This window comes from Ochrobactrum sp. BTU2 (assembly GCF_024539785.1).
GTDB classification, from domain to species: Bacteria; Pseudomonadota; Alphaproteobacteria; order Rhizobiales; family Rhizobiaceae; genus Brucella; species Brucella anthropi.
This window is the reverse complement of sequence record NZ_JAHWRG010000002.1, coordinates 1-23,963: the sequence shown is the minus strand read 5'-3', so window position 1 is coordinate 23,963 and position 23,963 is coordinate 1. Positions and strand designations below refer to the sequence as shown.

Here is a 23,963-nt window from a genome sequence, read left to right as displayed (position 1 = left end):
CGCAATTCCCCCGCCCCTTACTGGACGTAAAGCCGAAGGACAGATAAGAGGGGCTTCGGGCGATGTCAACGTTGCTCCGGTGTGGTGGATTTGAAGTTCCTGTCATTTGCATGGCATCTGCGTTCATGAACTTCAAATCTGTAAACCGCACTCGATTCTATATATTGCTGTGTGGCTTTGAATCCGAAATTCGTTAGCAACACTGTTCCAAAGTGATGCGAATTTCGGATTCGCTACATCATGGGCTGGAAAACCTTTCCTTTGTTGCAATATTGGGGAGATCCGGGCCAAATTCCGCCGCATTCATCGGGCCGGTAAGCGGCCACGAAGGAGAGAATTCCATATGAAAGCCATTCTGAAAGCCCCTTATCGCAAGGCTCTCGCTGTCGTCGGCATGTCTCTGGCGGCCACGGTGGCGCTGGCAAGCTACTCAGGCGCCGCATTCGCACAGGATGCTGGAAAGCCTGCTGCTGCACCGGCTGCAGCCCCTGCAGAAAAGGAAGATCCGTCCAAGGTTCTGGCGACCGTCAACGGCAACGACATCACGGTCGGTGAAGTCGATCAGGCTGCAGGCGATCTCGATCCGCAGTTCTCGCGCCTTCCTGCCGAACAGCGCCGTCTGGCTGCGCTTGCTGCCCTGATCGACATCAAGGCGATGGCTGGTGAAGCGGAAAAGGAAAAGCTCGATCAGTCCCAGGAATTCAAGAATCGCATGGAATTCCTGCGCGAACGCGCGCTCCATAACGAATATTTCAAGGATGCTGTTGTCGACAAGATCAGCGATGACGATGTACGTGCGCGCTACGACAAGGAAATCGCAGCCATGCCGCCGCAGGTGGAAGTGCGCGCTCGTCACATCCTCGTGAAGACCAAGGAAGAAGCCGAAGCCATCATCAAGAAGCTTGAAGGCGGAGCCAAGTTCGAGGACCTCGCCAAGGAGAGCTCAACCGACGGTACGGCAGCCAATGGTGGCGATCTCGGCTATTTCGCCGAAGGCCAGATGGTGCCGGAGTTCGAAAAGGCCGCCTTTGCGCTCAAGCCGGGTGAATACACCAAGGAGCCGGTCCAGACCCAGTTCGGCTTCCATGTGATCCAGCTCGAAGATCGTCGCACCAAGCAGCCACCGGCATTCGATCAGGTCAAGGACCAGATCCGTTCGATCATCATGCGCGAGCGTTATGTGGAAACCGTCAAGAAGCTGCGTGACGGTATGAAGATCGACTACAAGGATCCGGCTGTCGAGAAAGCCATGAAGGATGCCGCCGCAGCCCAGGAAGGCGCGGACAAGGATGACGCGCCGGAAGAAGCTGCTCCACAGCAGTAAAAACTGGCTTCAAATATCAACGCCCCGGCTTGCCGGGGCGTTTTTTATTCCGATCTTGCGTTTCTCGCTTGATTTTAAACCGCAAACCTTTCCAATGCGCGCGTCATATTTTGAATCCGAAATTCGCGTAACGCCGTTTGCTGGGCATCACGATTTTCGGGTTTCTACGAAACCGCATCCATCGAGGCACATATGTCCGCGTCTGTTTCTCCGCTCGCTCCCAAACACTACCCCACAATGCCGGTCGTCCATGGCGTGCGCATCGCTACCGCTGCTGCCGGGATCAAGTATAAGGGGCGAACGGATGTGATGTTGATGGTGTTCGACCGACCGGCTGAAGCCGCAGGGGTCTTTACACGTTCGCTCTGCCCATCGGCGCCGGTCGATTTTTGCCGCCGCAATCTCGTGTACGGAAAGGCCCGCGCGGTCGTCGTCAATTCCGGCAACGCCAATGCCTTTACCGGCGTCAAGGGTCGTGAAGCGACCGAAGCAACGGCTGAAGCTGCCGCCAAGGCGGTCGGGTGCGCCACAACAGACGTCTTTCTGGCTTCAACCGGCGTGATCGGCGAACCGCTCGATGCAAGCAAATTCGCGCATCTGCTCGGCGACATGAACAAGGATGCGGTCGAGGATTTCTGGACCGAAGCCGCCAAGGCGATCATGACCACCGATACCTATCCGAAGGTCGCGACCGAAACGGTGCTGCTCGGTCAGGTGCCGGTCACGATCAACGGTATTGCCAAGGGCGCGGGCATGATCGCGCCGGATATGGCGACGATGCTTTCCTTCGTTGTTACCGATGCACCGATCAAGGCTGACGTGTTGCAGAGCCTGCTCTCCAAGGGTGTTGGCTCTACCTTCAATGCTGTGACGGTAGACAGCGACACGTCTACATCGGACACGCTGATGCTGTTCGCCACTGGTGCGGCGGCAGAGCGCGGTGCACCTGAAATCACTGATCCTGCCGACAAGCGCCTTGGCGAATTCAAGAAGGCGCTCGGTCGCCTCCTGAAATCGCTGGCGCTGCAGGTCGTGCGCGACGGTGAGGGCGCACGCAAAATGGTGGAAGTGGAAGTGACGGGCGCAAAATCCGCAGCCTCTGCCAAGAAGATCGCGCTTTCCATCGCCAATTCGCCGCTGGTCAAGACGGCTGTTGCCGGTGAAGACGCCAATTGGGGCCGCGTGGTCATGGCCGTAGGCAAGGCTGGTGAACCTGCCGATCGTGACCTGCTCGCGATCTGGTTCGGCGATATTCGTGTTGCGCATCAAGGCGAGCGCGATCCGGCCTATTCGGAAGCAGCGACGTCCACCTATATGCAGGGCGAGGATATTCGCATTCGCGTCGATCTGGGGATAGGCAAGGGCAAGGCAACTGTCTGGACCTGCGACCTCACAAAGGAATATGTCGCCATCAATGGCGATTACAGAAGTTGATCGAAGTAATGGAAAAGCCCAGCACCCCAAGTCTTGCCATCGTTCGCCAGCTTGAAGCCGTCGGCTTCCGTGCCTGGCCTGCCACGTCGGTTCACTATGACGGCACATGGGCGATACGCATGACTGCAGCGCATCCATCCCGGCGTCTCAACTCGATCAATCCGCTCGATCCCGGCGACACGCGCGATATTCCAACACGTGTGGAACTGGCGGCGCAGCGCTTTCGCGCCTATGGCCGTGTTCCCTGTTTCAGGCTTTCGCCGCTCGCACCGCGCGAGCTTGAGGATTATCTTGAAGGGCTTGGCTGGAAGCGCCGGGACGAAACCATCGTGATGACGGCGAATCTCGAGGAACTCGATTTGTCGGACGCCATCGACCAGATACCCCTGAAGGATATTGGGCGCTTCGTGGATGCCTCGCTTTCCATCCATGAAAGACCGGAGGATATGCGGCCCGGATTTTCCGAACTTCTAAATAGCGTTCGCCCGAACAAGGGCATGTTCGTGCTGGAGGAGGGCGGACGCGCCGTATCCAACCTGCTTTGCGTACAGGATGGCGTGATGGCGGGTCTATTCGATGTCGGAACCCTGCGCGACGCAAGGCGCAAGGGGCATGGACATGCGATTGTCGGTTCTGCACTCAAATGGGCCGTAAAGCTCGGTGCAAAGACGGCATGGCTGCAGATCGAGGCGGACAACGTTGCTGGACTTGCTCTTTACGAGAGCTTCGGCTTTCGGGAAGCCTATCGCTATGCCTATCGGGAGAGCAACGAGAAATGACCGAGGTAAAGGGACGCCGCATTCTTCTGGTCGCTGCTTGCGCACTGGTGGATTCGGATGGCCGGGTTCTGCTGACGCAGCGCCCGGAAGGCAAGCAGCTGGCCGGGCTGTGGGAGTTTCCCGGTGGCAAAGTGGAACCGGGCGAAACGCCGGAAGAAACGCTGATCCGCGAAATGCAGGAAGAAGTCGGCATCACGACGAAAGCGGCCTGCCTTGCACCGCTGACTTTTGCGAGCCACACCTATGATGACTTCCACCTGCTGATGCCGCTCTATGTCTGCCGCCGTTATGAAGGTATCGCGCGGGGGCTCGAAGGGCAGGCGCTGAAATGGGTTCGTCCGAAGGATATGCGCGACTATCCGATGCCGCCAGCCGACGAACCGCTGATCCCGTTTCTGCTTGATCTGCTGTAGACCGGCCCCTGTCCACAACCGTGGAAAAAGGTTGGCAATTTCTTACGATTCCACTGGCTGGTTAATCTATGATTCACTCCGTTGAGGCATTCTCGTTTGGGAGCTGCCCCGGAGTCTTGAAGCATGAGTTTCGACAACAATTATTTTAGCGCTGATCACAACGAATATACGGCCAAGCCGCTAACGAAGGCTGGTCGCGGAATCCTGCGCGTTGTGCTGTTGTTCGGCTCTGCCGTTGTCGCTCTGGCTCTCATCATTGTGCCGGTTCTCAACGATCAGGCAAACAAGGTTGCAGCCCAGTCAGTACTCCCGGTCGGGATAGACCGCACCATGACCGGCTCGATCAAGCGCGATGCCAGCGCCCAGCCGCATGCAACAGGCCAGACGTATACAGTGCGCAAGAGCGTGCTTCAGCCGAGCCCCAATTCCGTCTGCATCATCGAGACAAACGGCAGCCACCACGGCGACTGTTAGCTGTCTTTCGCAGCCTTTTTTAGCGCTTCTGCCAGCGATGCTTTTGCAGAGCCCGGTTTCAATGGTTTTTGCTGCGATTCATGCGGCGCCCAGCCTGATAGCCAGATGATCGAGAAAGTGGCGCGGATGCGTCCATCCGGATCGGAGAACCGCTCGGCATAGATTTCAGCGGCTCGCAGGAACAGGCGTTTCGAAACCGGCTTGCGGGAACGGTCGCGCAGGATGTTCTGCATGCCCATGGCGCGCAGATCGGCCATCAGGTTGAACAGCGAATCGTAGCGCACCGTGATGTTGTCGACGTCGGTTACGGGCAGGGCGAAACCTGCACGTTGCAGAAGGCCGCCCACATCGCGCACGTCCGGGAACGGGAAAATGCGCGGCGAGGCGCCGCCTGTCAGTTCGATTTCCGCCTGAAGAAGACTTTCGCGCAATTCACCGAGTGTTCCGCTGCCGCTAAGGGCCGCCAGAAAAAGTCCGTCCGGCTTCAGGGCGCGGGCGATCTGCACCATCGTACCCGGTGTATCATTGGTCGCGTGAAGAGCCATTAGCGACACGATCAGATCGGTGCTGCCAGCTTTCAGCGGCAGCATTTCCTCGTCACCGACAATAGCCGGGAAAGGACCTCGCAGAAAATCACTGTCGCGTTCGATGCGGACAATCAGGTCGGCTTTGCCAGACTGCGCGATGGCTGCTGCAGCTACGCCGGTATGGCCAGCGAGATCGACGGCGACGGGAAAACGCCGCTCCACAGCGTCGAGACGATCAGCGAGATCGTCGGCAATGCGCTGCAACAGGAAATCCGCGCCGGGTTCGGCGCGCGCAAAGGCGCGACGGCGAAACGAGAGCAGGAGATCGCGATCGAAAATCGCGCTATCATCGGTCGGCGCAGGCATGGAATCCGTCTTCTCTTTCGAGCAAGGTTCAGTACAATCGTTGCGGGGATAGATGCATTCGAATGGGGGCGAATGCAATGGCGGATGACGATAGAACGCATCAAACCTTTTTGCGCAGCGCGGGCGAAGGGCTGCGGCGGTTTGCCGGCAGGGCTTTTCGCTCCTCTGCGGACATGTTGTTTCCGCCGACATGTATCGGCTGCCGGGCGCATGTATCCGAACCGGGGACACTGTGTCCGAAATGCTGGCCGGAGCTACGCTTTATAGAAAGGCCTTATTGCCCCGTGCTGGGCATTCCTTTCAGCCATGATTTCGGCGACAACTTCACGAGTGCGGAGGCGATTGCCGATCCACCACCTTTCCGGCGTCTCCGGTCCGCCGTCCTGCATCGGGGCGCAGCGCAGCGCATGGCGGTTTCGCTCAAGTTTCACGACCGGACCGATCTGGCCCCGTGGATGGCGCGCTGGATGCAACGCGCGGGTCGCGAATTGCTGGATGAATGCGAGGTCATTCTTCCGGTGCCTCTGCATCGCTGGCGGTTCTGGCAGCGGCGTTTCAACCAGTCGGCGGAACTTGCCCGCGCCCTGGCGAAACTGGAATCGAAACCCTTTGCGCCGCAAGGTGTGAAGCGTGTGCGTCGGACCGAACAGCAGATCGGCCTTGGTATCAAGGAGCGAAAGCGCAATGTGGACGGTGCGTTCCGCGTGCCGCAGGAACACGAGATTCATGTGCGCGGGCGACGGGTTCTGCTCATCGATGACGTCTATACGACCGGCGCTACGGTCAAGGCGGTAACGCGGGCATTGCTGCGCGGCGGCGCGAAAAGCGTGGATGTGCTGACGTTCAGCCGCGTTCTACCGGATTGAGCCGGATAACTGGCTACACAGGCTCGTGAAAAGCGTCGGGGCTTCCAGATAACGTCTTTGCCGCTTATATAGTGGCCAAAACGATTGGAGTTTATGATGGTTGATGTAACGATCTACACGCGTGTCGGTTGCCCTTATTGCACCCGGGCCAAGGATCTTCTGACCCGCAAGGGCGTTGCGTATAATGAAATCGATGCAGGCGCATCGCCGGAACTGCGCGCCGAAATGCAGCAACGTTCGGGCCGTAACACCTTCCCGCAGATATTCGTCGGCTCCGTTCATGTCGGCGGATGTGATGATCTTTTAGAGCTGGAAGATCAGGGCAAGCTGGATGGCCTGCTCAAGACTGGCGAACTGGTTTAGAATTCGATCGGACAGGGAGAGGTCGATGAGCATGTTCCGCGCAGCAGCCGTCCAGATGCGGTCTGGCACAGACGTGGCCCGCAATATTGAAGCCATGGAAAAACTGGTCGCGGAAGCGGCGGTCAAAGGTGCGCAATATGTGCAGACGCCGGAAGTGACCGGGATCATGCAGCGTGACCGGCCATTGCTCGCACAGTCATTGCGCGATGAGGCCAACGATCCTGTCATGGCTGCTGCGGCGAAGCTCGCCTCGAAACATGGTATCTTCCTTCATATAGGCTCGACCCTGATCAAGGGCGATGACGGAAGATCCTATAATCGCGGCGCGATCTTTGCACCGTCGGGCGAGAAGGTCTCGACCTACGATAAAATCCATATGTTCGATGTCGATCTCGACAATGGTGAGAGCTGGCGCGAATCGGATGCCTGTATTCCGGGCAAGGAAACTGTCGTTGTCGACCTGCCTTTCGCAAAGTTCGGCATGGCTGTCTGTTACGACATCCGCTTTCCGCAATTGTTCCGCGCTCAGGCTCTCGCCGGTGCCAATGTGATTACCGGTCCGGCCGCCTTCACGAGACAGACAGGAGAGGCCCACTGGCACATCTTGCAGCGTGCGCGTGCTATCGAAAATGGTGCATTCCTGATCTCTGCCGCACAGGGCGGTCTGCATGAGGACGGCCGCGAAACCTACGGTCATTCGATCATCGTCTCACCATGGGGCAAGATTCTCGCCGAAGCCGATCACGACGAGCCGGGCGTCATCCTGGCTGATATCGACGTGGCGGAAAGCGCTGCTGCACGCGGCAAGATACCGAACCTGAAGAATGCGCGGGAGTTCGATGTCCGGACTTTTTCCGCGAAGCAGAAAGAGGACGCGTAAATTCCATGATCCGCTTTTCGCTTCATTGCGATCAGGGCCATGAATTCGAGGGCTGGTTTCGCGACAATGCTGATTTCGACCGTCAGTCGGAAATGCAGCTTGTCGCTTGCCCCGTGTGCAATTCGCAAGTCGTTCAGAAGTCGCTGATGGCGCCGGCGGTCTCGACAAGCCGTGGCAAGGAAAAGATTGCCATGGCGCTGGGCGATACGCAAAAGCAGATATTGGACGAAATGCGGGAACTGAGCCGCAAGGTTCGCGAGAATGCGGATTATGTCGGCGACAAATTTGTCGAGGAAGCCCGGAAGATCCATTTCGGCGAGACCGAAACACGTGGTATCTACGGCGAAGCGTCGCGCGAGGATGTGCATTCGCTGCTCGAAGACGGTGTCGACGTTCTGCCGTTGCCGGTATTTCCAGAAGACAAGAACTGATTGCCGTACAGGAGACAAGGCGCATGAAACTGACGGATTCTGCGCCTTTTTTGCTGATCGCAACCGGCACCTTGCTGGGCCTCATCCTGCCACTCGGCAAGATCGCTGCGCAGGCTGGTATTCCGCCTGCCATCTGGACCTTTTTGTTCTCGGCGAGTGCCGGAATCATTCTGTTCGCCGTTCTTCTTCTGCAGGGAAAGAAGATCGGCTTTTCAGGCGGAAGACTGCGTTACTATATCTGTACCGCGCTTATCTCCTATGCCGTGCCCAATCTCCTCATTCTTTCCGCCATTCCGCGCCTTGGCGCGGGGTTTACCGGCATCATGTACACGCTGTCGCCGGTCATCACGCTTGTTCTGTCGATGGGGTTCGGGTTGCGGCGTCCCAATGCACTTGGGATCGGCGGTATCGCTGCCGGGTTTATCGGTGCAGTGATGGTGGCAATGACGCGCGGCGAAGTGGGAAAACCTGCTGATCCATTGTGGATCGCCGCGGCATTGCTCATTCCGGTGTTTCTCGCCATCGGCAATGTCTATCGCACGCTCGACTGGCCGAAGAACTCCGATCCGATCGAGCTTGCTGCCGGAAGCCATCTCGCATCGGCGCTGATGCTTTCTGCGGGGATACTCATATTCACCGGCCAGTTTTCGATCGAGACACTTGCATTCGCCCCATGGGCTGCTTTGGCCCAGTCGATTGCATCGGCGGGCATGTTTGCCCTGTTCTTCCGGCTACAGGCGGTTGGCGGGCCGGTCTATCTTAGCCAGATCGGCTATGTCGCAGCCGCACTGGGGCTTATTTCGGGAACACTTTTTCTCGGCGAACATTATCCGCCGCTGACTTGGGTCGGTGCGCTGGTCATTTGCGCAGGCGTTGCCATGACAACGCGCGCGCAAAGAGGTTGAGATCAGGCGGGGCGTTCGGCAAGCACCATATAGTTCACATCGGTGTCGCGGGAGCGGCTCCAGCTGTCGGCCAGCGGATTATAGGTCACACCAAGCTTGTCGATGAGGCGCAGGCCGCCTTTCGCAAGTGCAGCTTCCAGTTCTTCCGGGCGAACCAGCTTTTCATATTGATGCGTGCCGCGCGGCAGCCAGCGCAGGACATATTCCGCGCCGATGATCGCCAGACCGTAAGCCTTCAGCGTGCGGTTGATCGTGGCGACGAACATCAGTCCACCGGGCTTCACCATTTCGCTGGTCGCGGACATGAACAGGTCCACATCGGCAACGTGTTCGACCACTTCCATGTTGAGCACGACATCGAATTTTTCACCGGCTTCGGCCAGCGCTTCCGCTGTCGTGGCGCGGTAGTCGATATCGAGACCGCTTTGTGCGGCATGGATTTTCGCCACTTCGATATTGGTCGTGGAGGCATCCGCTCCGATCACTGTTGCGCCAAGGCGCGCCATCGGCTCGCAGAGAAGCCCGCCGCCGCAGCCGATATCGAGCAGGCGCAGACCGTCGAAGGGGCGCGGCGCATTGGGATCACGGTTGAATTTGGCGCAGATCTTTTCCTTGATATAGGCAAGCCGCGTCGGATTGAATTTATGCAAGGGACGGAACTTGCCCTGCGGATTCCACCATTCCGCGGCAATGCGCGAAAAATGCTCGATTTCCGAAGCGTCGATGGTGGTGCGGGCGGTCTCGGTCATTTCATTCTCCAGCGGCGGAAGCGTACAGTTCTGCTCTCAAGGTAGTACTCCAAAGTCAAGGAACAAATCAATTTCGCTCTCAAGCGGCCCGATACGAATCGCGGCCTTGCGGAAGCGCGGCATTTTAGCTATGTGACCCCGGGTTTGCCTGTCGCAACAATATAATGTTTGGGCAGGTGTGAGTGTAATTTTTCTAAACAGCGGGACGTAACCTTAAATGGCGCGCATCGTGATGAAATTCGGCGGCACTTCGGTAGCCGATCTGGAACGCATCTATAATGTGGCGCGCCACGTCAAACGCGAGGTCGAGGCAGGCAATCAGGTTGCTGTTGTCGTTTCGGCCATGTCCGGCAAGACCAACGAGCTGGTCGGCTGGGTGCAGAACATGCCGAAAGTATGCGGCGCAAGCTCGCCTTTCTATGATGCCCGCGAGTATGACACCATCGTCGCTTCCGGCGAGCAGGTGACGAGCGGCCTTCTGGCGATTGCGCTTCAATCCATAGGCGTTGATGCGCGTTCGTGGCAGGGCTGGCAGATTCCGATCAAGACCGACAACGCCCATGGCGCTGCCCGTATTCAGGACATCGACGGTTCGGAAATCATCCGCCGCATGGAAATGGGTCAGGTTGCCGTCGTTGCCGGGTTCCAGGGCATCGGCCCTGACAACCGTGTGGCGACGCTTGGGCGTGGCGGTTCTGATACGTCTGCTGTCGCCATTGCTGCCGGTGTGAAGGCGGATCGCTGCGATATCTATACAGATGTCGATGGCGTCTACACCACCGACCCCCGCGTAGAGCCGAAGGCGAAGCGTCTTTCGAAGATTTCCTTCGAGGAAATGCTGGAAATGGCATCGCTTGGTGCCAAGGTTCTGCAGGTGCGTTCGGTCGAACTCGCCATGGTGCACAAGGTGCGCACTTTCGTGCGCTCGAGCTTTACGGACCCAGATGCGCCGGGCATGGGTGATCCGATCAACCCGCCCGGAACCCTTATTTGCGACGAGGATGAAATCGTGGAACAGCAGGTCGTCACAGGTATCGCCTTTGCGAAGGATGAAGCTCAGATTTCGCTGCGGCGCGTGGCCGACCGGCCGGGCGTTTCGGCAGCCATTTTCGGGCCACTCGCCGAAGAGCACATCAATGTCGACATGATCGTGCAGAACGTGTCGGAAGACGGCTCCAAGACCGACATGACCTTCACCATTCCGACCGGCGATGTCGACAAGGCGCTGAAGGTGCTGGACAAGGTCAAGGGCGAGATCGGCTTTGACAATATCCAATCAGAAACCGGCCTTGCCAAGATTTCGGTGATCGGCATCGGTATGCGCAGCCATGCAGGCGTTGCCGCCACTGCCTTCAAGGCACTGGCCGAAAAGGGCATCAATATCCGCGCCATCACAACGTCTGAAATCAAGATTTCGATCCTGATTGACGGCCCTTATGCGGAACTGGCCGTGCGCACACTGCACGCGGTCTATGGCCTCGACAAGTAAGCAGCCAGCTCAGATTCTATTTTCAAACATAGTTGTATGCAGGGCCGCGCAGCCGAAAGGGTGCGCGGCCCTGCAACATTTTGCGAGCAGCGACTATTTGTTCTGGACGCGGGTGTCAAAAATGCTCACAAAGGGATTGGCGTAACGCTTCGCGGGCGGGTATTGGGAATCGGCTGGCGGAACGCACGTCAGCAATTTTGAAGGAGCCCCCGACGATCATGCGTGAGCTGACAACCGGTCCCCGCGTACTGCTAAAGCGGTTGCGCGAATTGATGGCAGAGCCGCTGGAACCGCAGGCGCGCCTCGACCGGATCGTTCGTGAAATCGCCCAGAATATGGTCGCGGAAGTCTGCTCCTTCTATATATTGCGCGCTGACGGCGTCCTTGAGCTTTACGCTACCGAAGGTCTCAATCCGCAGGCAGTCCACCTTGCCCAGCTTCGTCTCGGTCAGGGGCTGGTCGGCACGATTGCCGCAAGCGCCCGTCCCCTCAATCTGACCGATGCGCAAAGCCATCCAGCTTTTGCCTATCTGCCGGAAACGGGCGAAGAAGCCTATAATTCCTTCCTCGGCGTTCCCGTTCTACGCGCTGGCCGCACTTTGGGCGTTCTTGTCGTCCAGAACAAGACCAAGCGGGCATATCGGGAAGACGAGGTCGAAGCACTTGAAACCACCGCTATGGTCCTTGCCGAAATCATCGCGACCGGCGACGGTCTGCGTCTGGCCCGTCCGGGCATAGAGCTTGATCTCGGTCGCCCGATGAGTGTGACAGGACAGGCTTTCAACGACGGTATCGGCCTTGGCCATGTGGTGCTGCATGAGCCGCGCATCGTCGTCACCAATCTTTTCAACGAGGATAGCCAGGCCGAGCTGAACCGGCTGGATGAAGCGCTTGGCAGCCTGCGCATATCCATCGACGACATGCTTTCGCGCCGCGATGTGGCGGTGGAGGGCGAGCATCGCGAAGTGCTCGAAGCCTATCGCATGTTTGCGCATGATCGCGGCTGGGTGCGTCGTCTGGAAGAAGCCATTCACAACGGTCTGACTGCCGAGGCGGCAGTCGAAAAGGTGCAGAGCGACACGCGTGCGCGCATGGTGCATCTGACCGACCCCTATATGCGCGAGCGCCTGTCGGATTTTGACGATCTCGCGAACCGTTTGCTGCGCCAGCTCATGGGACGCGACATCAAGACCATCGCCGAATCGCTGGTCAAGGATGCCATCATCGTCGCGCGTTCCATGGGGGCTGCCGAACTTCTGGATTATCCGCGCGAGCGCTTGCGCGGTGTTGTTCTGGAGGACGGCGCCGCCACGAGCCACGTCGTGATCGTCGCCCGTGCAATGGGCATTCCGGTGGTCGGCCAGGCCAAGGGCATTGTATCCATGGCCGAAAACAACGATGCGGCAATCGTTGACGGCGATGAAGGCATCATGCATCTGCGCCCGCAGTCCGATCTGGAAACGGCTTATGCCGAAAAGGTTCGGTTCCGGGCGCGGCGTCAGGCCCATTATCGGGAATTGCGGGACAAGCCATCCGTCACGAAGGACGGCGTCGATATCTCGCTTCTGATGAATGCCGGGCTTCTCGTCGATCTGCCGCAATTGTCGGCTTCGGGTGCGGCGGGGATCGGTCTGTTTCGCACCGAACTTCAGTTTATGGTGGCTTCGACATTCCCGCGTGCCGAGCAGCAGGAACGTCTTTATCGCTCGGTCATCGAGGCGGCAGGCGACAAGCCGGTGACTTTCCGGACGCTTGATATCGGTGGAGACAAGGTTCTCCCTTACTTCAGTTCGACCGTGCAGGAAGAAAATCCGGCGCTCGGCTGGCGCGCGATCCGCCTGACGCTCGACCGTCCGGGGCTGTTGCGCACCCAGCTACGGGCGCTTCTGAAAGCGGCGGGCGGACGCGAGTTGAAAATCCTGCTGCCGATGATCACGGAAGTCAGTGAAGTGAAGGCCGCGCGCGAGATCATTGATCGTGAAGTCCGTCATTTGTCGCGGTTCGCTCATCAGTTGCCCATGGGGTTGAAACTGGGAGCGATGATCGAGGTACCGTCGCTGCTGTGGCAGCTTGAGGAGCTGATGTCGCTTGTCGATTTCATCTCCGTCGGGTCCAACGATCTGTTCCAGTTCCTGATGGCGACGGATCGCGGCAACTCGCTGATGTCGGGTCGCTTCGATCAGCTTTCGCCTGCATTCCTGCGGGCGTTGCGCTTCATCGTGGAAACCGGCAATCGCCACGGTAAATCGGTTACCCTGTGCGGTGAAATGGCCAGCAGGCCGCTTCCAGCCATGGCGCTGGTAGGCATCGGTTTTCGGTCGATCTCCATGTCGGCGGCGGCAATCGGCCCGGTCAAGGCCATGCTTGATGCGCTGGACGCAAGCAAGCTTACGGCCTTGCTGGCGGAAGAGCTGGATAAGCCGAACAGTGCGCATTCGCTGCGCGAAATGCTGATGAGATTTGCGGAAGACAACGATATTCCGTTATAGCGAAGCAGATCTAGAGCATTTCCAGCAAAAGTGCGAAGCGGTTTTGCGTCGGATAATGCGACAAAACAAATAGTTGGAGCATTTCCAACGGTTCAAAAAAATAGGAAATGCTCTAACTGACTGAACGGCCGCGGTGCAGGATTGTGCGGCGTCTCGTTTTGCATTCTTGCACGCCGCTGATAATTTTTAGGACATGACATGATCGCATTGCCGCAGGACCGGATGGACCAGCTTTTGAAGCGGTTCTCAATGATCGAAAGCCAGATGGCCAACAATCCGGATTCGGAAACCTATGTGAAGCTCGCATCGGAATATTCCGAGCTGCAGGAGGTGGTTGGCAAGATTCGCGAACTGACCGACTCCCGCAAGGAAGCTGTCGATCTGGCGGCCATGCGTGACGATGCCTCCACAGATGCAGAGATGCGTGCACTGGCGCTGGAAGAGCTGCCGGGCGTGGAAAAGCGGATTGAGGGACTGGAGCAGGAAGTCCAGATTCTGCTGCTGCCGAAGGACGCTGCCGACGAGAAGAATGCCATTCTCGAAATTCGTGCGGGTACGGGCGGTCTGGAGGCGGCACTGTTCGCCGGTGACCTGTTCCGCATGTATGAGCGCTATGCTGCCGAAAAAGGCTGGCGGGTCGAGCTGGTCTCGGCCAGCGAAGGCGATGCCGGTGGTTACAAGGAAATCATCGCCACCGTTTCCGGCAAGGGTGTGTTCTCCAAGCTCAAGTTCGAATCGGGCGTGCACCGCGTGCAGCGTGTGCCTGAAACGGAAGCCGGCGGACGCATCCATACATCGGCGGCAACCGTCGCGGTTTTGCCTGAAGCCGAGGATATCGACATTGAGATCCGTAATGAGGATATCCGCATCGATACGATGCGGGCATCGGGCGCCGGTGGCCAGCACGTGAACACGACCGATTCGGCGGTTCGCATTACGCACATCCCGACCGGTATCATGGTCGTTCAGGCTGAAAAATCCCAGCACCAGAACCGCGCACGCGCGATGCAGATTCTCCGTGCACGCCTTTACGACATGGAACGCCAGAAGGCAGACACCGAACGTTCTGAATCACGTCGCAGCCAGGTCGGTTCGGGCGATCGCTCCGAGCGTATCCGCACTTATAATTTCCCGCAGGGACGCGTCACCGATCATCGCATCAACCTGACGCTCTACAAGCTCGACCGGGTTATGGAAGGTGATCTGGACGAACTGGTCGATGCGCTGATTTCCGATCACCAGACCGCACTTCTGACGGAACTGGGGCATTAGAGCGCGTTTCGATCTGATTCGAGCAGATTGGCCAGATCGGCGCTCTAGATATTTGTTTTGAACCGCGCATCTTTTCCGAAAATCGTTTCACACTTTTCGGGATGCGCTCTAAGGGTGAGCGAAATGCGTCTCGACCGCCTGATGGCTGATGCACGGACGAGGCTTCGTGCGGCAGAACTGGATACGCCAGACCTCGATGCACGGCTTCTGGTCGAATGGGCAACCGGCAAGACGCGGCTCGATCTGATATCCGCACCTGAGCAATTGGTTGATTCTGCGGTAATCGAGACGCTTTCCGATGCGCTGGACCGCCGTGAAAAGGGTGAGCCGGTTCACCGGATCATGGGTGTTCGCGAGTTCTTCGGCCTGCCTTTCCGGCTCTCCGCTGCTACGCTTGAACCGCGTCCCGATACGGAAGTGCTGGTGGAGCTGGTCATTCCGGCGCTGGAAGCGCTTGCGGTGCAGAAAAACACGCTTGAACTCCTCGATATGGGGACGGGAACGGGCGCGATCATCATCTCGCTTCTGCATCGCTTCGAGCGCACACACGGCATTGGTCTCGACATGGCGGAGGGGGCGCTTGCAATGGCGCGAATCAATGCTGTCGCCAATGGTGTGGGTGACCGGTTCGCAGCGCTCAAAAGCGACTGGTTTGAAAATGTGAGCGGGCGGTTTCATCTTATCGTCTCAAACCCGCCCTATATTCCGCATGAAGACATTGCGGGACTGTCGCGCGAAGTGCGCGAGCATGACCCATTGGCTGCGCTCGACGGCGGGTCTGATGGACTGAATTTCTACAGAGCCCTTGCACAGAAGGCAGCAGATCACCTATATAAACAAGGAATGGTTGCCGTAGAGATCGGCGCCGGACAATTCCAGGATGTTGAAGCGCTGTTCGAAAGCGCAGGTTTTTCCCTCGCAGGACATGCGAGTGACCTTGGCGGCCACAGAAGGGCCATGCTTTTCGCGTACAAATCAAATACGTAATTTTGATGCGGCGAACCGCTAAAAAACACTTGGAATTTGCGGCGAAGCCGTTTAGTTTCCGGCCACCGTATACAGCCAGAATGGTTTTGCCCGCTGATGGGCGGTGGCGGAAATGCTCCATGACGATTTTTGGTCATGCTCCCCGAAGGTTCTTTGGGGATGGCTTGTGCGGAAGTACACGACTTTCAAGCATAATCTCGAAGAGCAGAGCTTTTCGGAATGGTTATGCATTAATGCAACCGCGGAGTTTCGGTGACCCATAGAGGTACCTAACTCAGGAGCAGTCGATTTGTGGGAAGTTTTTAGGGCGTACTTCCTCCATGGCTCGATAGCGTGAAACCGGCAGCTTTTTGGCTGTGGAGTTTCTACGCCCTTTAATCTGAAAAGAGATGAATATGAGGCCAGCACAGCAGAACAGGCGCATGCGCGGACGGGGGAATAACAATAATAACAACAACAACCGCAAGGGCCCCAATCCTCTGTCGCGCAATTACGAAAGCAATGGCCCGGATGTGAAGATCCGCGGCAATGCGCAACATATTGCAGAAAAATACTCGGCACTTGCGCGGGACGCACAGGCATCTGGCGATCGCGTGATGGCAGAAAATTATCTTCAGCACGCTGAACATTACAACCGCATCATCATGGCGGCCATGGCGCAGAATCCGGTGCCATTCCAGCGCGAGGAAACCTTCGACGATGACGGTGCGGATGATGAGGAAGCAGGTTTCACGCCTGTCGCAGCACAGCCACAGCCCGTCAACGGTTCCGGCCCGCAGCCGGTTATCGAGGGCACGCCTGCCGAGGTCGTTTATGGCGAAGATGGTGGCGAGCCGGTAAAGTCCGGTGAAGGTCGCCAGCAGCCGCGCGAGCGCGACAACCGCGATCGTCGTCTGGGTCGTGGCCGCCGTCCGCAGCGTGAGCGCTTCAACGCTGACGAGCGTTCTGACGAACAGCCGCAGGAAAAACAGGCTCAGCCGGTGGCTGAAGAAGCTCCGGCTGCAGCCGTGGTCGAGCAGGCAGCACCAGTGGCCGCCGAGGCCGCTCCTGTTGCCGATGCATCTTCTGCGGATGAGGCCGCGCCACGTCGCGCCACGCGCCGTCCTGGTCGTCCGCGCCGCGCCGCCAAGGATAGCGGTGATGAGACGCCGGTAACGGAATCTGCGGATTCCGACGCCTGATCGTCCCTGTGTATCAAGTTAAAAATGGCGCGGTTTCCGCGCCATTTTTATTTGGTTCTTCACGTGTCTGTAACCCTTGCCGAAACCCGGCCATCGTCCCATATGCTGTCTTGGAAAGAAGTCCGCCCAGTGTGGGGGCTTCGTCACCATACATCTTCTGGTGCCGCTTGATGGGCCGGAAGGCAAAGGAGACATCATGAATATCGAAAAATATACGGAACGCGTCCGGGGCTTTATCCAGTCTGCACAGACTTTCGCGCTGTCGTCCGGCAACCAGCAATTCACACCCGAACATGTGTTGAAGGTTCTCGTCGATGATGACGAAGGACTTGCCTCGTCCCTGATCGAACGCGCGGGCGGGCGCATTGCCGATGTGCGCATCGGCTTGCAGAGTGCGCTCGAAAAGCTGCCCAAAGTGTCGGGTGGCAACGATCAGCTTTATTTATCGCAGCCGCTTGCCAAGGTCTTCTCGCTTGCCGAGGAGCTTGCCAGCAAGGCCGGTGACAGTTTCGTCACCGTCGAGCGCCTTCTGATGGCGCTGGCGATGGAAAAATCCGCAAAGACGTCTGAAATTCTTTCCGCTGCCGGTGTGACCCCGACGGCGCTCAACAAGGTCATAAAAGATATGCGCAAAGGCCGCACCGCCGATTCGGCGTCCGCTGAAAGCAATTATGATGCGTTGAAGAAATATGCCCGCGATCTGACCGAGGATGCGCGTGCAGGCAAGCTTGATCCGGTGATCGGTCGCGACGAGGAAATCCGCCGCACGATTCAGGTTCTGTCGCGCCGCACCAAGAACAATCCGGTTCTGATCGGCGAGCCGGGCGTCGGCAAGACCGCAATCGCGGAAGGTCTGGCGCTTCGCATCGTCAATGGCGATGTGCCCGAATCCTTGAAGGACAAGCAGTTGATGGCGCTCGATATGGGCGCGCTGATTGCCGGTGCCAAATATCGCGGTGAGTTCGAAGAGCGTCTGAAAGCAGTACTTTCGGAAGTGCAGACGGCTGCCGGCCAGATCATCCTCTTCATCGATGAAATGCATACGCTTGTCGGTGCAGGCAAGTCTGATGGCGCGATGGATGCATCGAACCTTTTGAAGCCTGCTCTTGCACGCGGTGAATTGCACTGCGTTGGCGCGACGACGCTGGAAGAATACCGCAAATATGTCGAGAAGGACGCAGCGCTTGCCCGTCGTTTTCAGCCGGTATTCGTTGATGAACCGACCGTCGAGGACACGATTTCGATCCTGCGTGGCCTGAAGGAAAAATACGAGCAGCATCACAAGGTGCGTGTTTCGGATTCGGCTCTGGTTGCTGCGGCAACCTTGTCGAACCGTTATATCACCGACCGTTTCCTGCCCGATAAGGCCATTGATCTTGTCGATGAGGCGGCATCGCGCCTGCGCATGCAGGTTGATTCCAAGCCGGAAGAGCTGGATGAAATCGACCGTCGCATCATGCAGCTGAAGATCGAGCGCGAAGCGCTGAAGGTTGAAACCGATGCTGCTTCCAAGGATCGTTTCCAGCGCCTCGAAAAGGAGCTGACCGATCTGGAAGAAGAATCGGCGGAACTGACGTCGAAATGGCAGTCTGAAAAGCAGAAGCTCGGACTTGCTGCTGATCTCAAGCGCCAGCTTGAAGAGGCACGCAATGCCCTCGCCATTGCACAGCGAAGCGGTGAATTCCAGAAAGCGGGCGAACTGGCCTATGGCAAGATTCCGCAGCTGGAGAAGCAGCTTGTCGAAGCCGAAAGCCATGAAAACAAGGGCTCTCTGCTTGAAGAGACTGTTACGCCCGACCACGTGGCACAGATTATCTCACGCTGGACCGGTATTCCGGTTGACCGGATGCTGGAAGGCGAGCGTGAGAAGCTGTTGCGCATGGAAGACGAACTTGCGAAGCGGGTCATCGGGCAGGGCGAAGCTGTCCAGGCCATCTCGAAGGCGGTTCGCCGTGCGCGCGCCGGGCTTCAGGACCCTAACCGGCCTATCGGCTCGTTCATCTTCCTCGGCCCAACCGGTGTCGGTAAGACGGAGCTGACCAAGGCGCTCGCCGCGTTCCTCTTCCAGGACGACACGGCCATGGTTCGTATCGACATGTCGGAATTCATGGAAAAGCATTCCGTGAGCCGGTTGATCGGCGCACCTCCCGGCTATGTCGGCTATGAAGAAGGCGGCGTTCTGACGGAAGCCGTTCGGCGCAGGCCCTATCAGGTGATCCTGTTCGACGAGATCGAAAAGGCGCATCCGGATGTGTTCAACGTGCTGTTGCAGGTGCTGGACGACGGACGCCTGACCGACGGACAGGGCCGCACGGTCGATTTCCGCAATACGGTCATCATCATGACCTCGAACCTCGGTGCTGAATATCTCGTCAATCTTGGCGAGAAGGACGATGTCGAGTCGGTTCGTGAGGAAGTAATGGGCGTGGTGCGGGCTGCCTTCCGTCCGGAATTTCTGAACCGTGTCGATGAAATCATCCTGTTCCACCGGCTGCGCCGTGAAGACATGGGTGCGATTGTCGATATCCAGATGCAGCGTCTCCAGATGCTTCTGACCGATCGCAAGATCGTGCTGCAGCTGGAAGAAGATGCACGCGAATGGCTGGCCAACAAGGGTTACGACCCGGCCTATGGTGCACGTCCGTTGAAGCGCGTCATTCAGAAAGAAGTTCAGGATCCGCTCGCCGAGCGCATCCTACTGGGCGACATTCTGGATGGTTCCATCGTCAAGATTACCGCCGGTTCGGACAGGCTCAATTTCCATCCGATTCGTGGTGCGCTTGAGGATGAAGGCCAGAAGATCGACGAGAACGCCTGAACGTTCAAGAGTTGAGGTCATTGGGCGCCGCAACCGGATAGGTTGCGGCGCCATTTTCATGTCTGGCGTGACAAGTTTTCCAGCTTTCCTTCGATGTTGGCCATTTTCATGTCCAGTTCATCTGGCATCTGCTTTATCAGCTAATCAGTTGTTAACCATATTCGCGGCATCCATGGTCTCTCGATCACCCAGGGCATTCTTCATGGCGCATTACACACGCATGCTTCGTTTCGCTTTGTTTGCTTCCGTCGCGGTAACTGCCGTCAACGGTACAGCGCGCGCGGGGGAAGGCAGTTCTGCAGTGGCTACCGAACGCCCGGTACAGCTTGCACAGCTTTATGATCCGGGTGAAGAAATCTATCATGATCGCCGGGTACGGGTCTTTATCGACCAGTATGGCCGCCGCGTTACCATGGATCGTCGCGGGCGTATTCTCAGTGTCGAGGACGCCAATAATTATGACCCGAACGCTTATGACCGTCGGGTTCGCCGCGCACCGCAGCCAGACGACAATTGGACGCTCGATGGTCCAGTCGACGGTGGGGCTCCCTATGACGGTTTCGGCAACGTGCCCGAAGATCCGAACTATTACCCGGACGCTCCGGCAGCACCGCAATATGGCGGCAACCGTGATGGACAGGTGCAACGGTCGGAACTGCCTCCGGCAGGCGATCAATATCCTGACAATACAAGCACCAATTCAGCCAGTGCCAATCCCGGTTATGATGGCCAGCAGGATTATGGCCAGCCGGGTTATGAACAACCAAGGGGTGTTCCCAATCCGAGCGACATGGCTCCGGCAATCGAAATGCCGAAAGGGCAGGGTGCAAAGGAAAAGATCGCAGCCTATCAGATTCTGCTCGACCGCGCCGGTGCATCGCCCGGCGTCATCGACGGTCGTTCGGGCAGCAATGTCGACAAGGCGGCTGCCGCCTATGGCGAGCTGACCGGAAAATCGATCAATCCGACAGACGAAGCGGCGGTCAATGCGGAACTTGAAGCCACAGGTGGCCCAGCCTTCACCGAATACACCATCACCAACGAAGACGTGGGACGGCAATACGTTGCTTCCATCCCGGAAGATTACGCCCACAAGGCGCAGCTTCCGGCGATGGCGTATACCTCGGTCACCGAAATGCTCGGTGAAAAATTTCATATAGACGAGACCTATCTGAAAGAGATCAATCCCGGCGTAAACTTCAATCAGCCGGGTTCGATCGTAAAGATTCCGAACCTCGGCAAGCCTGTCCGGACCAAGGTGGCCCGCATCATCGCCGACAAGGGACGCAAGCAGGTTCGTGGCTATGACGAAGCCGGCAAGCTGGTCGTTGCCTATCCCTCGACCATTGGTTCGTCGGACAATCCGTCACCTTCCGGCGTTGTTCAGGTCGAGCGTATCGCGATCAACCCGAACTACACCTACAATCCGAAGATCAACTTCAAGCAGGGCAATAATGATAAGGTGCTGACCATTCCGCCTGGGCCAAACGGGCCGGTGGGAACAGTCTGGATCGCGCTTTCCAAGCCGACCTACGGCATTCACGGTACGCCCGAGCCATCGAGAATCGGCAAGACGTCAAGCCATGGCTGTGTGCGATTGACCAATTGGGATGCGGAAGAGCTGGCAAAACTGGTGAAAGCTGGCGTAACGGTCGAGTTTACCGAGTAAGCATTCCAGCGAATTCAAAGAGAAAGGCCGGGGCGTTTCCCCCGGCCTTTCTTTTTATCAGCTCTTCGTTGATCCGTTCGAGGCAAGCTTGGTGCCGTTGTCATCACTGTTCAACAGAGTGTCGATGCGATCCCGTTCCTGCTTGAAGGCTTCGAGCTCCTTGCCCGAAAGCGCCTTGTTATCCGGCAGACGAATGCGCAGCGGATCGACCTTGGTGCCGTTCACGATCATTTCGTAGTGAAGATGAGGACCGGTCGAAAGACCCGTCGATCCGACATAACCGATCACCTGTCCCTGCCGCACACGCGCACCGGCGGTAACGCCGCGGGCGATGGCGTTCTGGTGGCTGTAGCTGCTCACATAACCATTGGCATGACGAATCAGGGTCTGGTTGCCATAGCCATTGGTCCAGCCTGCCTTTTCCACGACGCCATTACCGGAAGCGATGATCGGCGTGCCGCGCGGTGCGGCCCAGTCCACGCCGGTATGCATGCGGCTATAGCCAAGGATCGGGTGGCGGCGCATGCCGAACGGTGAGCGGAAGACACCATTGGGAACCGGATTGCGGAGCAGGAACTGTTTCGCGCTTTTGCCGTCGCCGTTGAAGTAGTCGACGCTCCCGTCCGGAGCCTGATAGCGATAGAATTTTCGGGTCGTGCCGCCGAAATTGGCCGAAACATAAAGAAGCTGCGAATCGGCTTCCGGTTTGTCGGGATCGTCCGGCAGCGAGAAGAATGCGTCGATCTGGTCACTCGGCGCAAGCCGTGACTGCAGGTCAACATCGCTTGCGAGCATCTTGACGAGCTGTTCGCGCATCGTCTCCGACATGCCATAAGCGAGCGCGGCCCGGCTGATCCCGTCATAAACACTCGGCAGATTGCCCCGAATGGCCGTCGGCAGGGCATTACCATCAAACGCCGTCTGCAGAAGCGGGGTCTGTTCCGGTTCGTCGGACGGAATATATTGTCCCCTGTCGTTGAGGGCGACCGTCACCAGATGCGTGGTGCGATTATAGATGCTGGCGCGCACGATACGGTCCGTGCCATCCTGCGTCTCGGTGCCGACACGCAAAACGCTGCCTTCCTTGAGGCGCGGCGAGTTCATCAGCTTGGCAAGCGAGTCGGCCATGTTTTCGGCATCGTCGCCGGTATAACCGGCGTCTTCGAGCGCCTGCTTGATATCGGCTGTCTGGCGGAAAGGAATCAGTTCTTCCGAAAAGCCTTCGCCAACCGTCTCGTCATCGCCGCGCTGTGCGACACTGACATTCTCCTGTGTAATCTTCACGCCAAGCGCTGGGCCAAGCGCGAAAGGCGAGTCCGTGCCGCCGAAACGAGCAGGATCGACATAGTGGAGCGATGCAACCTGCACGTCGCCGTCGGTCAGAAGACCACCGGTATCCCGCACAACCTTCTCGACCTCATCCACTGTCAGGTCGCTGGATGCATCGAATGTTGTGCTGTTCATCGGAAAATCGACAACACGCAGACTGACTTCGCTTTCGACCTTGGCGCCGTAAATCTGACCGGCATCGGCAGGCTGCGGTGCCGCAGGTCCTTCCGAAAACACGGTGAGGGCGTTGAAAGCAGGATATTTGCGGCTGGTCGGGTGATCGACGGCGAGAGCCATGCGGACAAATTCGAATGGTCGCGTGCGAATAACTTCGCGTTCACCCACTTTCTGCATCGTCGAAAGATCGAAACGGCGTCGGTCGCGCGCCTTTTGCTGAGAGACAGTGCTGACAAGACGTCCGCCCTTGGTAACAGCGGCTTCGTCGGTCGCACCGGGCATGTCGTTACGGGCAAGGATTTCAGGCGGGGTCGCCAGCTGTTCGCGCCCGTCCAGAGCGGCAAACAATGCAACGCCGATCAGCATGCAGGACGTAACGCCGGTCAGGAAGGTTCCAGCGAGCCAGCGGGCAGAAACTTCACGACGATCTGGTGGCCGCCGCCGTCCGCCTACACTGAGCGGGGGCTCGTCACCCGGATCGAGATTGTTCGGCCCCATCTCTTTCATACTGCTGTAGCCGGTCCTTCTTTATAACTGACCGCACAAAACGTGCTTGAAATCGTTTGTCGGAAAAGCGGACAAACCGCCAATCCGGTATTAAGGTGTCTTCCATTCTGTCGGAAGGCTCCCAAACGGGCATGTGAGTTTTGCCTGCCGAAGAAACGTAAGTCAACGACAAGCCTGCCAGACAACGATTTCCACAATCGCTTGCAAAGTATGGTTCATTGTCGGTTTCAAAAGTTTCGCGGAAATTATTAGGGCAATAAGGCCGGTTTAAGGCCCTCCCAAGTGCGGTTGGTGCAATGAGTGCACTATAATATAAGGCAAATACGTGGAAATCCGACGGCTTGTGGAAAGTTGTCAAAAAAACATCAAAAAACTTCATTGTCGCTGTTGACAGATATGAGGTGTCACCCCTATATACGCCTCCACAACGAGGGCGGCGACGCTGCTAGCGGCAGGTTGGTTCGTCCCTTGGGTTGGTTGAAAGTGTTTGACGGCGACGTTGGGTGTGAGTAGATCGGCGATGTTAGCGGGATG

20 protein-coding genes are annotated in these 23,963 nt (G+C 57.7%); 17 read left to right on the top strand and 3 right to left on the bottom strand.

The genetic code is table 11. The features are described from left to right. The first annotated feature begins 343 nt into the window (after window positions 1-343). From KWJ32_RS04800 to KWJ32_RS04780, 5 genes are all read left to right on the top strand, one after another. Complete coding sequence (locus KWJ32_RS04800; RefSeq protein ID WP_151609621.1) at window positions 344-1,324, top strand: peptidylprolyl isomerase; 981 nt, start codon at window positions 344-346, stop codon at window positions 1,322-1,324. A 192-nt stretch (window positions 1,325-1,516) separates the two neighbouring features. After that, window positions 1,517-2,758, top strand: coding sequence for a bifunctional glutamate N-acetyltransferase/amino-acid acetyltransferase ArgJ (gene argJ / locus KWJ32_RS04795; protein WP_012091197.1), 1,242 nt, complete (start codon window positions 1,517-1,519; stop codon window positions 2,756-2,758). 8 nt (window positions 2,759-2,766) lie between these two features. Next, entirely contained in the window at window positions 2,767-3,537 is a 771-nt protein-coding gene (locus tag KWJ32_RS04790; RefSeq protein WP_010657504.1) for a GNAT family N-acetyltransferase, read from the top strand. After that, a complete protein-coding gene (mutT, locus tag KWJ32_RS04785) occupies window positions 3,534-3,950 on the top strand; it encodes an 8-oxo-dGTP diphosphatase MutT (RefSeq protein ID WP_012091198.1) in 417 nt (138 codons plus the stop codon). The genes KWJ32_RS04790 and mutT overlap by 4 nt, the downstream gene beginning before the upstream one ends. Window positions 3,951-4,073: 123 nt before the next feature. Then, window positions 4,074-4,424 carry a hypothetical protein gene (locus KWJ32_RS04780; protein ID WP_010657502.1) on the top strand — a complete coding sequence of 117 codons (351 nt, stop codon included), beginning with the start codon at window positions 4,074-4,076 and terminating at the stop codon, window positions 4,422-4,424. Here KWJ32_RS04780 and KWJ32_RS04775 read toward each other — a convergent pair. Continuing rightward, on the bottom strand, window positions 4,421-5,317 hold the full coding sequence (locus tag KWJ32_RS04775) for a methyltransferase domain-containing protein (RefSeq protein WP_012091199.1): 897 nt from the start codon (window positions 5,315-5,317) through the stop codon (window positions 4,421-4,423). The genes KWJ32_RS04780 and KWJ32_RS04775 overlap by 4 nt on opposite strands. Before the next feature lie 77 nt (window positions 5,318-5,394). On the opposite strand from KWJ32_RS04775, the gene KWJ32_RS04770 reads away from it, so the two are divergent. The 5 genes from KWJ32_RS04770 to KWJ32_RS04750 all read left to right on the top strand — a co-directional run bounded on the left by KWJ32_RS04770 (window position 5,395) and on the right by KWJ32_RS04750 (window position 8,762). After that, window positions 5,395-6,183, top strand: a complete 789-nt coding sequence (locus tag KWJ32_RS04770; RefSeq protein WP_012091200.1) for a ComF family protein — start codon at window positions 5,395-5,397, stop codon at window positions 6,181-6,183. A gap of 96 nt (window positions 6,184-6,279) precedes the next feature. Next, complete coding sequence (gene grxC, locus KWJ32_RS04765) at window positions 6,280-6,546, top strand: glutaredoxin 3 (protein ID WP_012091201.1); 267 nt, start codon at window positions 6,280-6,282, stop codon at window positions 6,544-6,546. Between the two features lie 25 nt (window positions 6,547-6,571). Then, window positions 6,572-7,426, top strand: a complete 855-nt coding sequence (locus tag KWJ32_RS04760; RefSeq protein WP_012091202.1) for a carbon-nitrogen hydrolase family protein — start codon at window positions 6,572-6,574, stop codon at window positions 7,424-7,426. Between the two features lie 5 nt (window positions 7,427-7,431). Continuing rightward, window positions 7,432-7,857, top strand: coding sequence for a DUF1178 family protein (locus KWJ32_RS04755; RefSeq protein ID WP_012091203.1), 426 nt, complete (start codon window positions 7,432-7,434; stop codon window positions 7,855-7,857). Between the two features lie 23 nt (window positions 7,858-7,880). Further along, complete coding sequence (locus KWJ32_RS04750) at window positions 7,881-8,762, top strand: DMT family transporter (protein WP_012091204.1); 882 nt, start codon at window positions 7,881-7,883, stop codon at window positions 8,760-8,762. 2 nt (window positions 8,763-8,764) lie between these two features. On the opposite strand, the gene ubiG is transcribed toward KWJ32_RS04750, so the two are convergent. Beyond that, on the bottom strand, window positions 8,765-9,511 hold the full coding sequence (gene ubiG, locus KWJ32_RS04745; RefSeq protein ID WP_012091205.1) for a bifunctional 2-polyprenyl-6-hydroxyphenol methylase/3-demethylubiquinol 3-O-methyltransferase UbiG: 747 nt from the start codon (window positions 9,509-9,511) through the stop codon (window positions 8,765-8,767). A gap of 217 nt (window positions 9,512-9,728) precedes the next feature. Between ubiG and KWJ32_RS04740 the strand changes: the two genes are divergently transcribed. The 7 genes from KWJ32_RS04740 to KWJ32_RS04710 all read left to right on the top strand — a co-directional run bounded on the left by KWJ32_RS04740 (window position 9,729) and on the right by KWJ32_RS04710 (window position 21,416). Then, window positions 9,729-11,000 carry an aspartate kinase gene (locus KWJ32_RS04740; RefSeq protein WP_010657494.1) on the top strand — a complete coding sequence of 424 codons (1,272 nt, stop codon included), beginning with the start codon at window positions 9,729-9,731 and terminating at the stop codon, window positions 10,998-11,000. Between the two features lie 218 nt (window positions 11,001-11,218). Beyond that, entirely contained in the window at window positions 11,219-13,489 is a 2,271-nt protein-coding gene (ptsP, locus tag KWJ32_RS04735) for a phosphoenolpyruvate--protein phosphotransferase (RefSeq protein WP_012091206.1), read from the top strand. 198 nt (window positions 13,490-13,687) lie between these two features. Beyond that, complete coding sequence (gene prfA, locus KWJ32_RS04730) at window positions 13,688-14,761, top strand: peptide chain release factor 1 (RefSeq protein ID WP_012091207.1); 1,074 nt, start codon at window positions 13,688-13,690, stop codon at window positions 14,759-14,761. A gap of 141 nt (window positions 14,762-14,902) precedes the next feature. Further along, the gene (gene prmC, locus KWJ32_RS04725) at window positions 14,903-15,748 is read left to right on the top strand and encodes a peptide chain release factor N(5)-glutamine methyltransferase (protein ID WP_049768418.1); all 846 of its coding nucleotides are present in this window, start codon (window positions 14,903-14,905) and stop codon (window positions 15,746-15,748) included. A gap of 395 nt (window positions 15,749-16,143) precedes the next feature. Next, window positions 16,144-16,929: a DUF4167 domain-containing protein gene (locus KWJ32_RS04720; protein WP_029375796.1), complete on the top strand. Its 786-nt coding sequence runs from the start codon at window positions 16,144-16,146 to the stop codon at window positions 16,927-16,929. A gap of 196 nt (window positions 16,930-17,125) precedes the next feature. Further along, window positions 17,126-19,747, top strand: a complete 2,622-nt coding sequence (gene clpB / locus KWJ32_RS04715) for an ATP-dependent chaperone ClpB (RefSeq protein ID WP_012091210.1) — start codon at window positions 17,126-17,128, stop codon at window positions 19,745-19,747. Window positions 19,748-19,949: 202 nt separating this feature from the next. After that, complete coding sequence (locus tag KWJ32_RS04710; protein WP_012091211.1) at window positions 19,950-21,416, top strand: L,D-transpeptidase; 1,467 nt, start codon at window positions 19,950-19,952, stop codon at window positions 21,414-21,416. 57 nt (window positions 21,417-21,473) lie between these two features. On the opposite strand, the gene KWJ32_RS04705 is transcribed toward KWJ32_RS04710, so the two are convergent. Then, window positions 21,474-23,429 carry a M23 family metallopeptidase gene (locus KWJ32_RS04705; RefSeq protein ID WP_012091212.1) on the bottom strand — a complete coding sequence of 652 codons (1,956 nt, stop codon included), beginning with the start codon at window positions 23,427-23,429 and terminating at the stop codon, window positions 21,474-21,476. Window positions 23,430-23,963 lie beyond the last annotated feature (534 nt).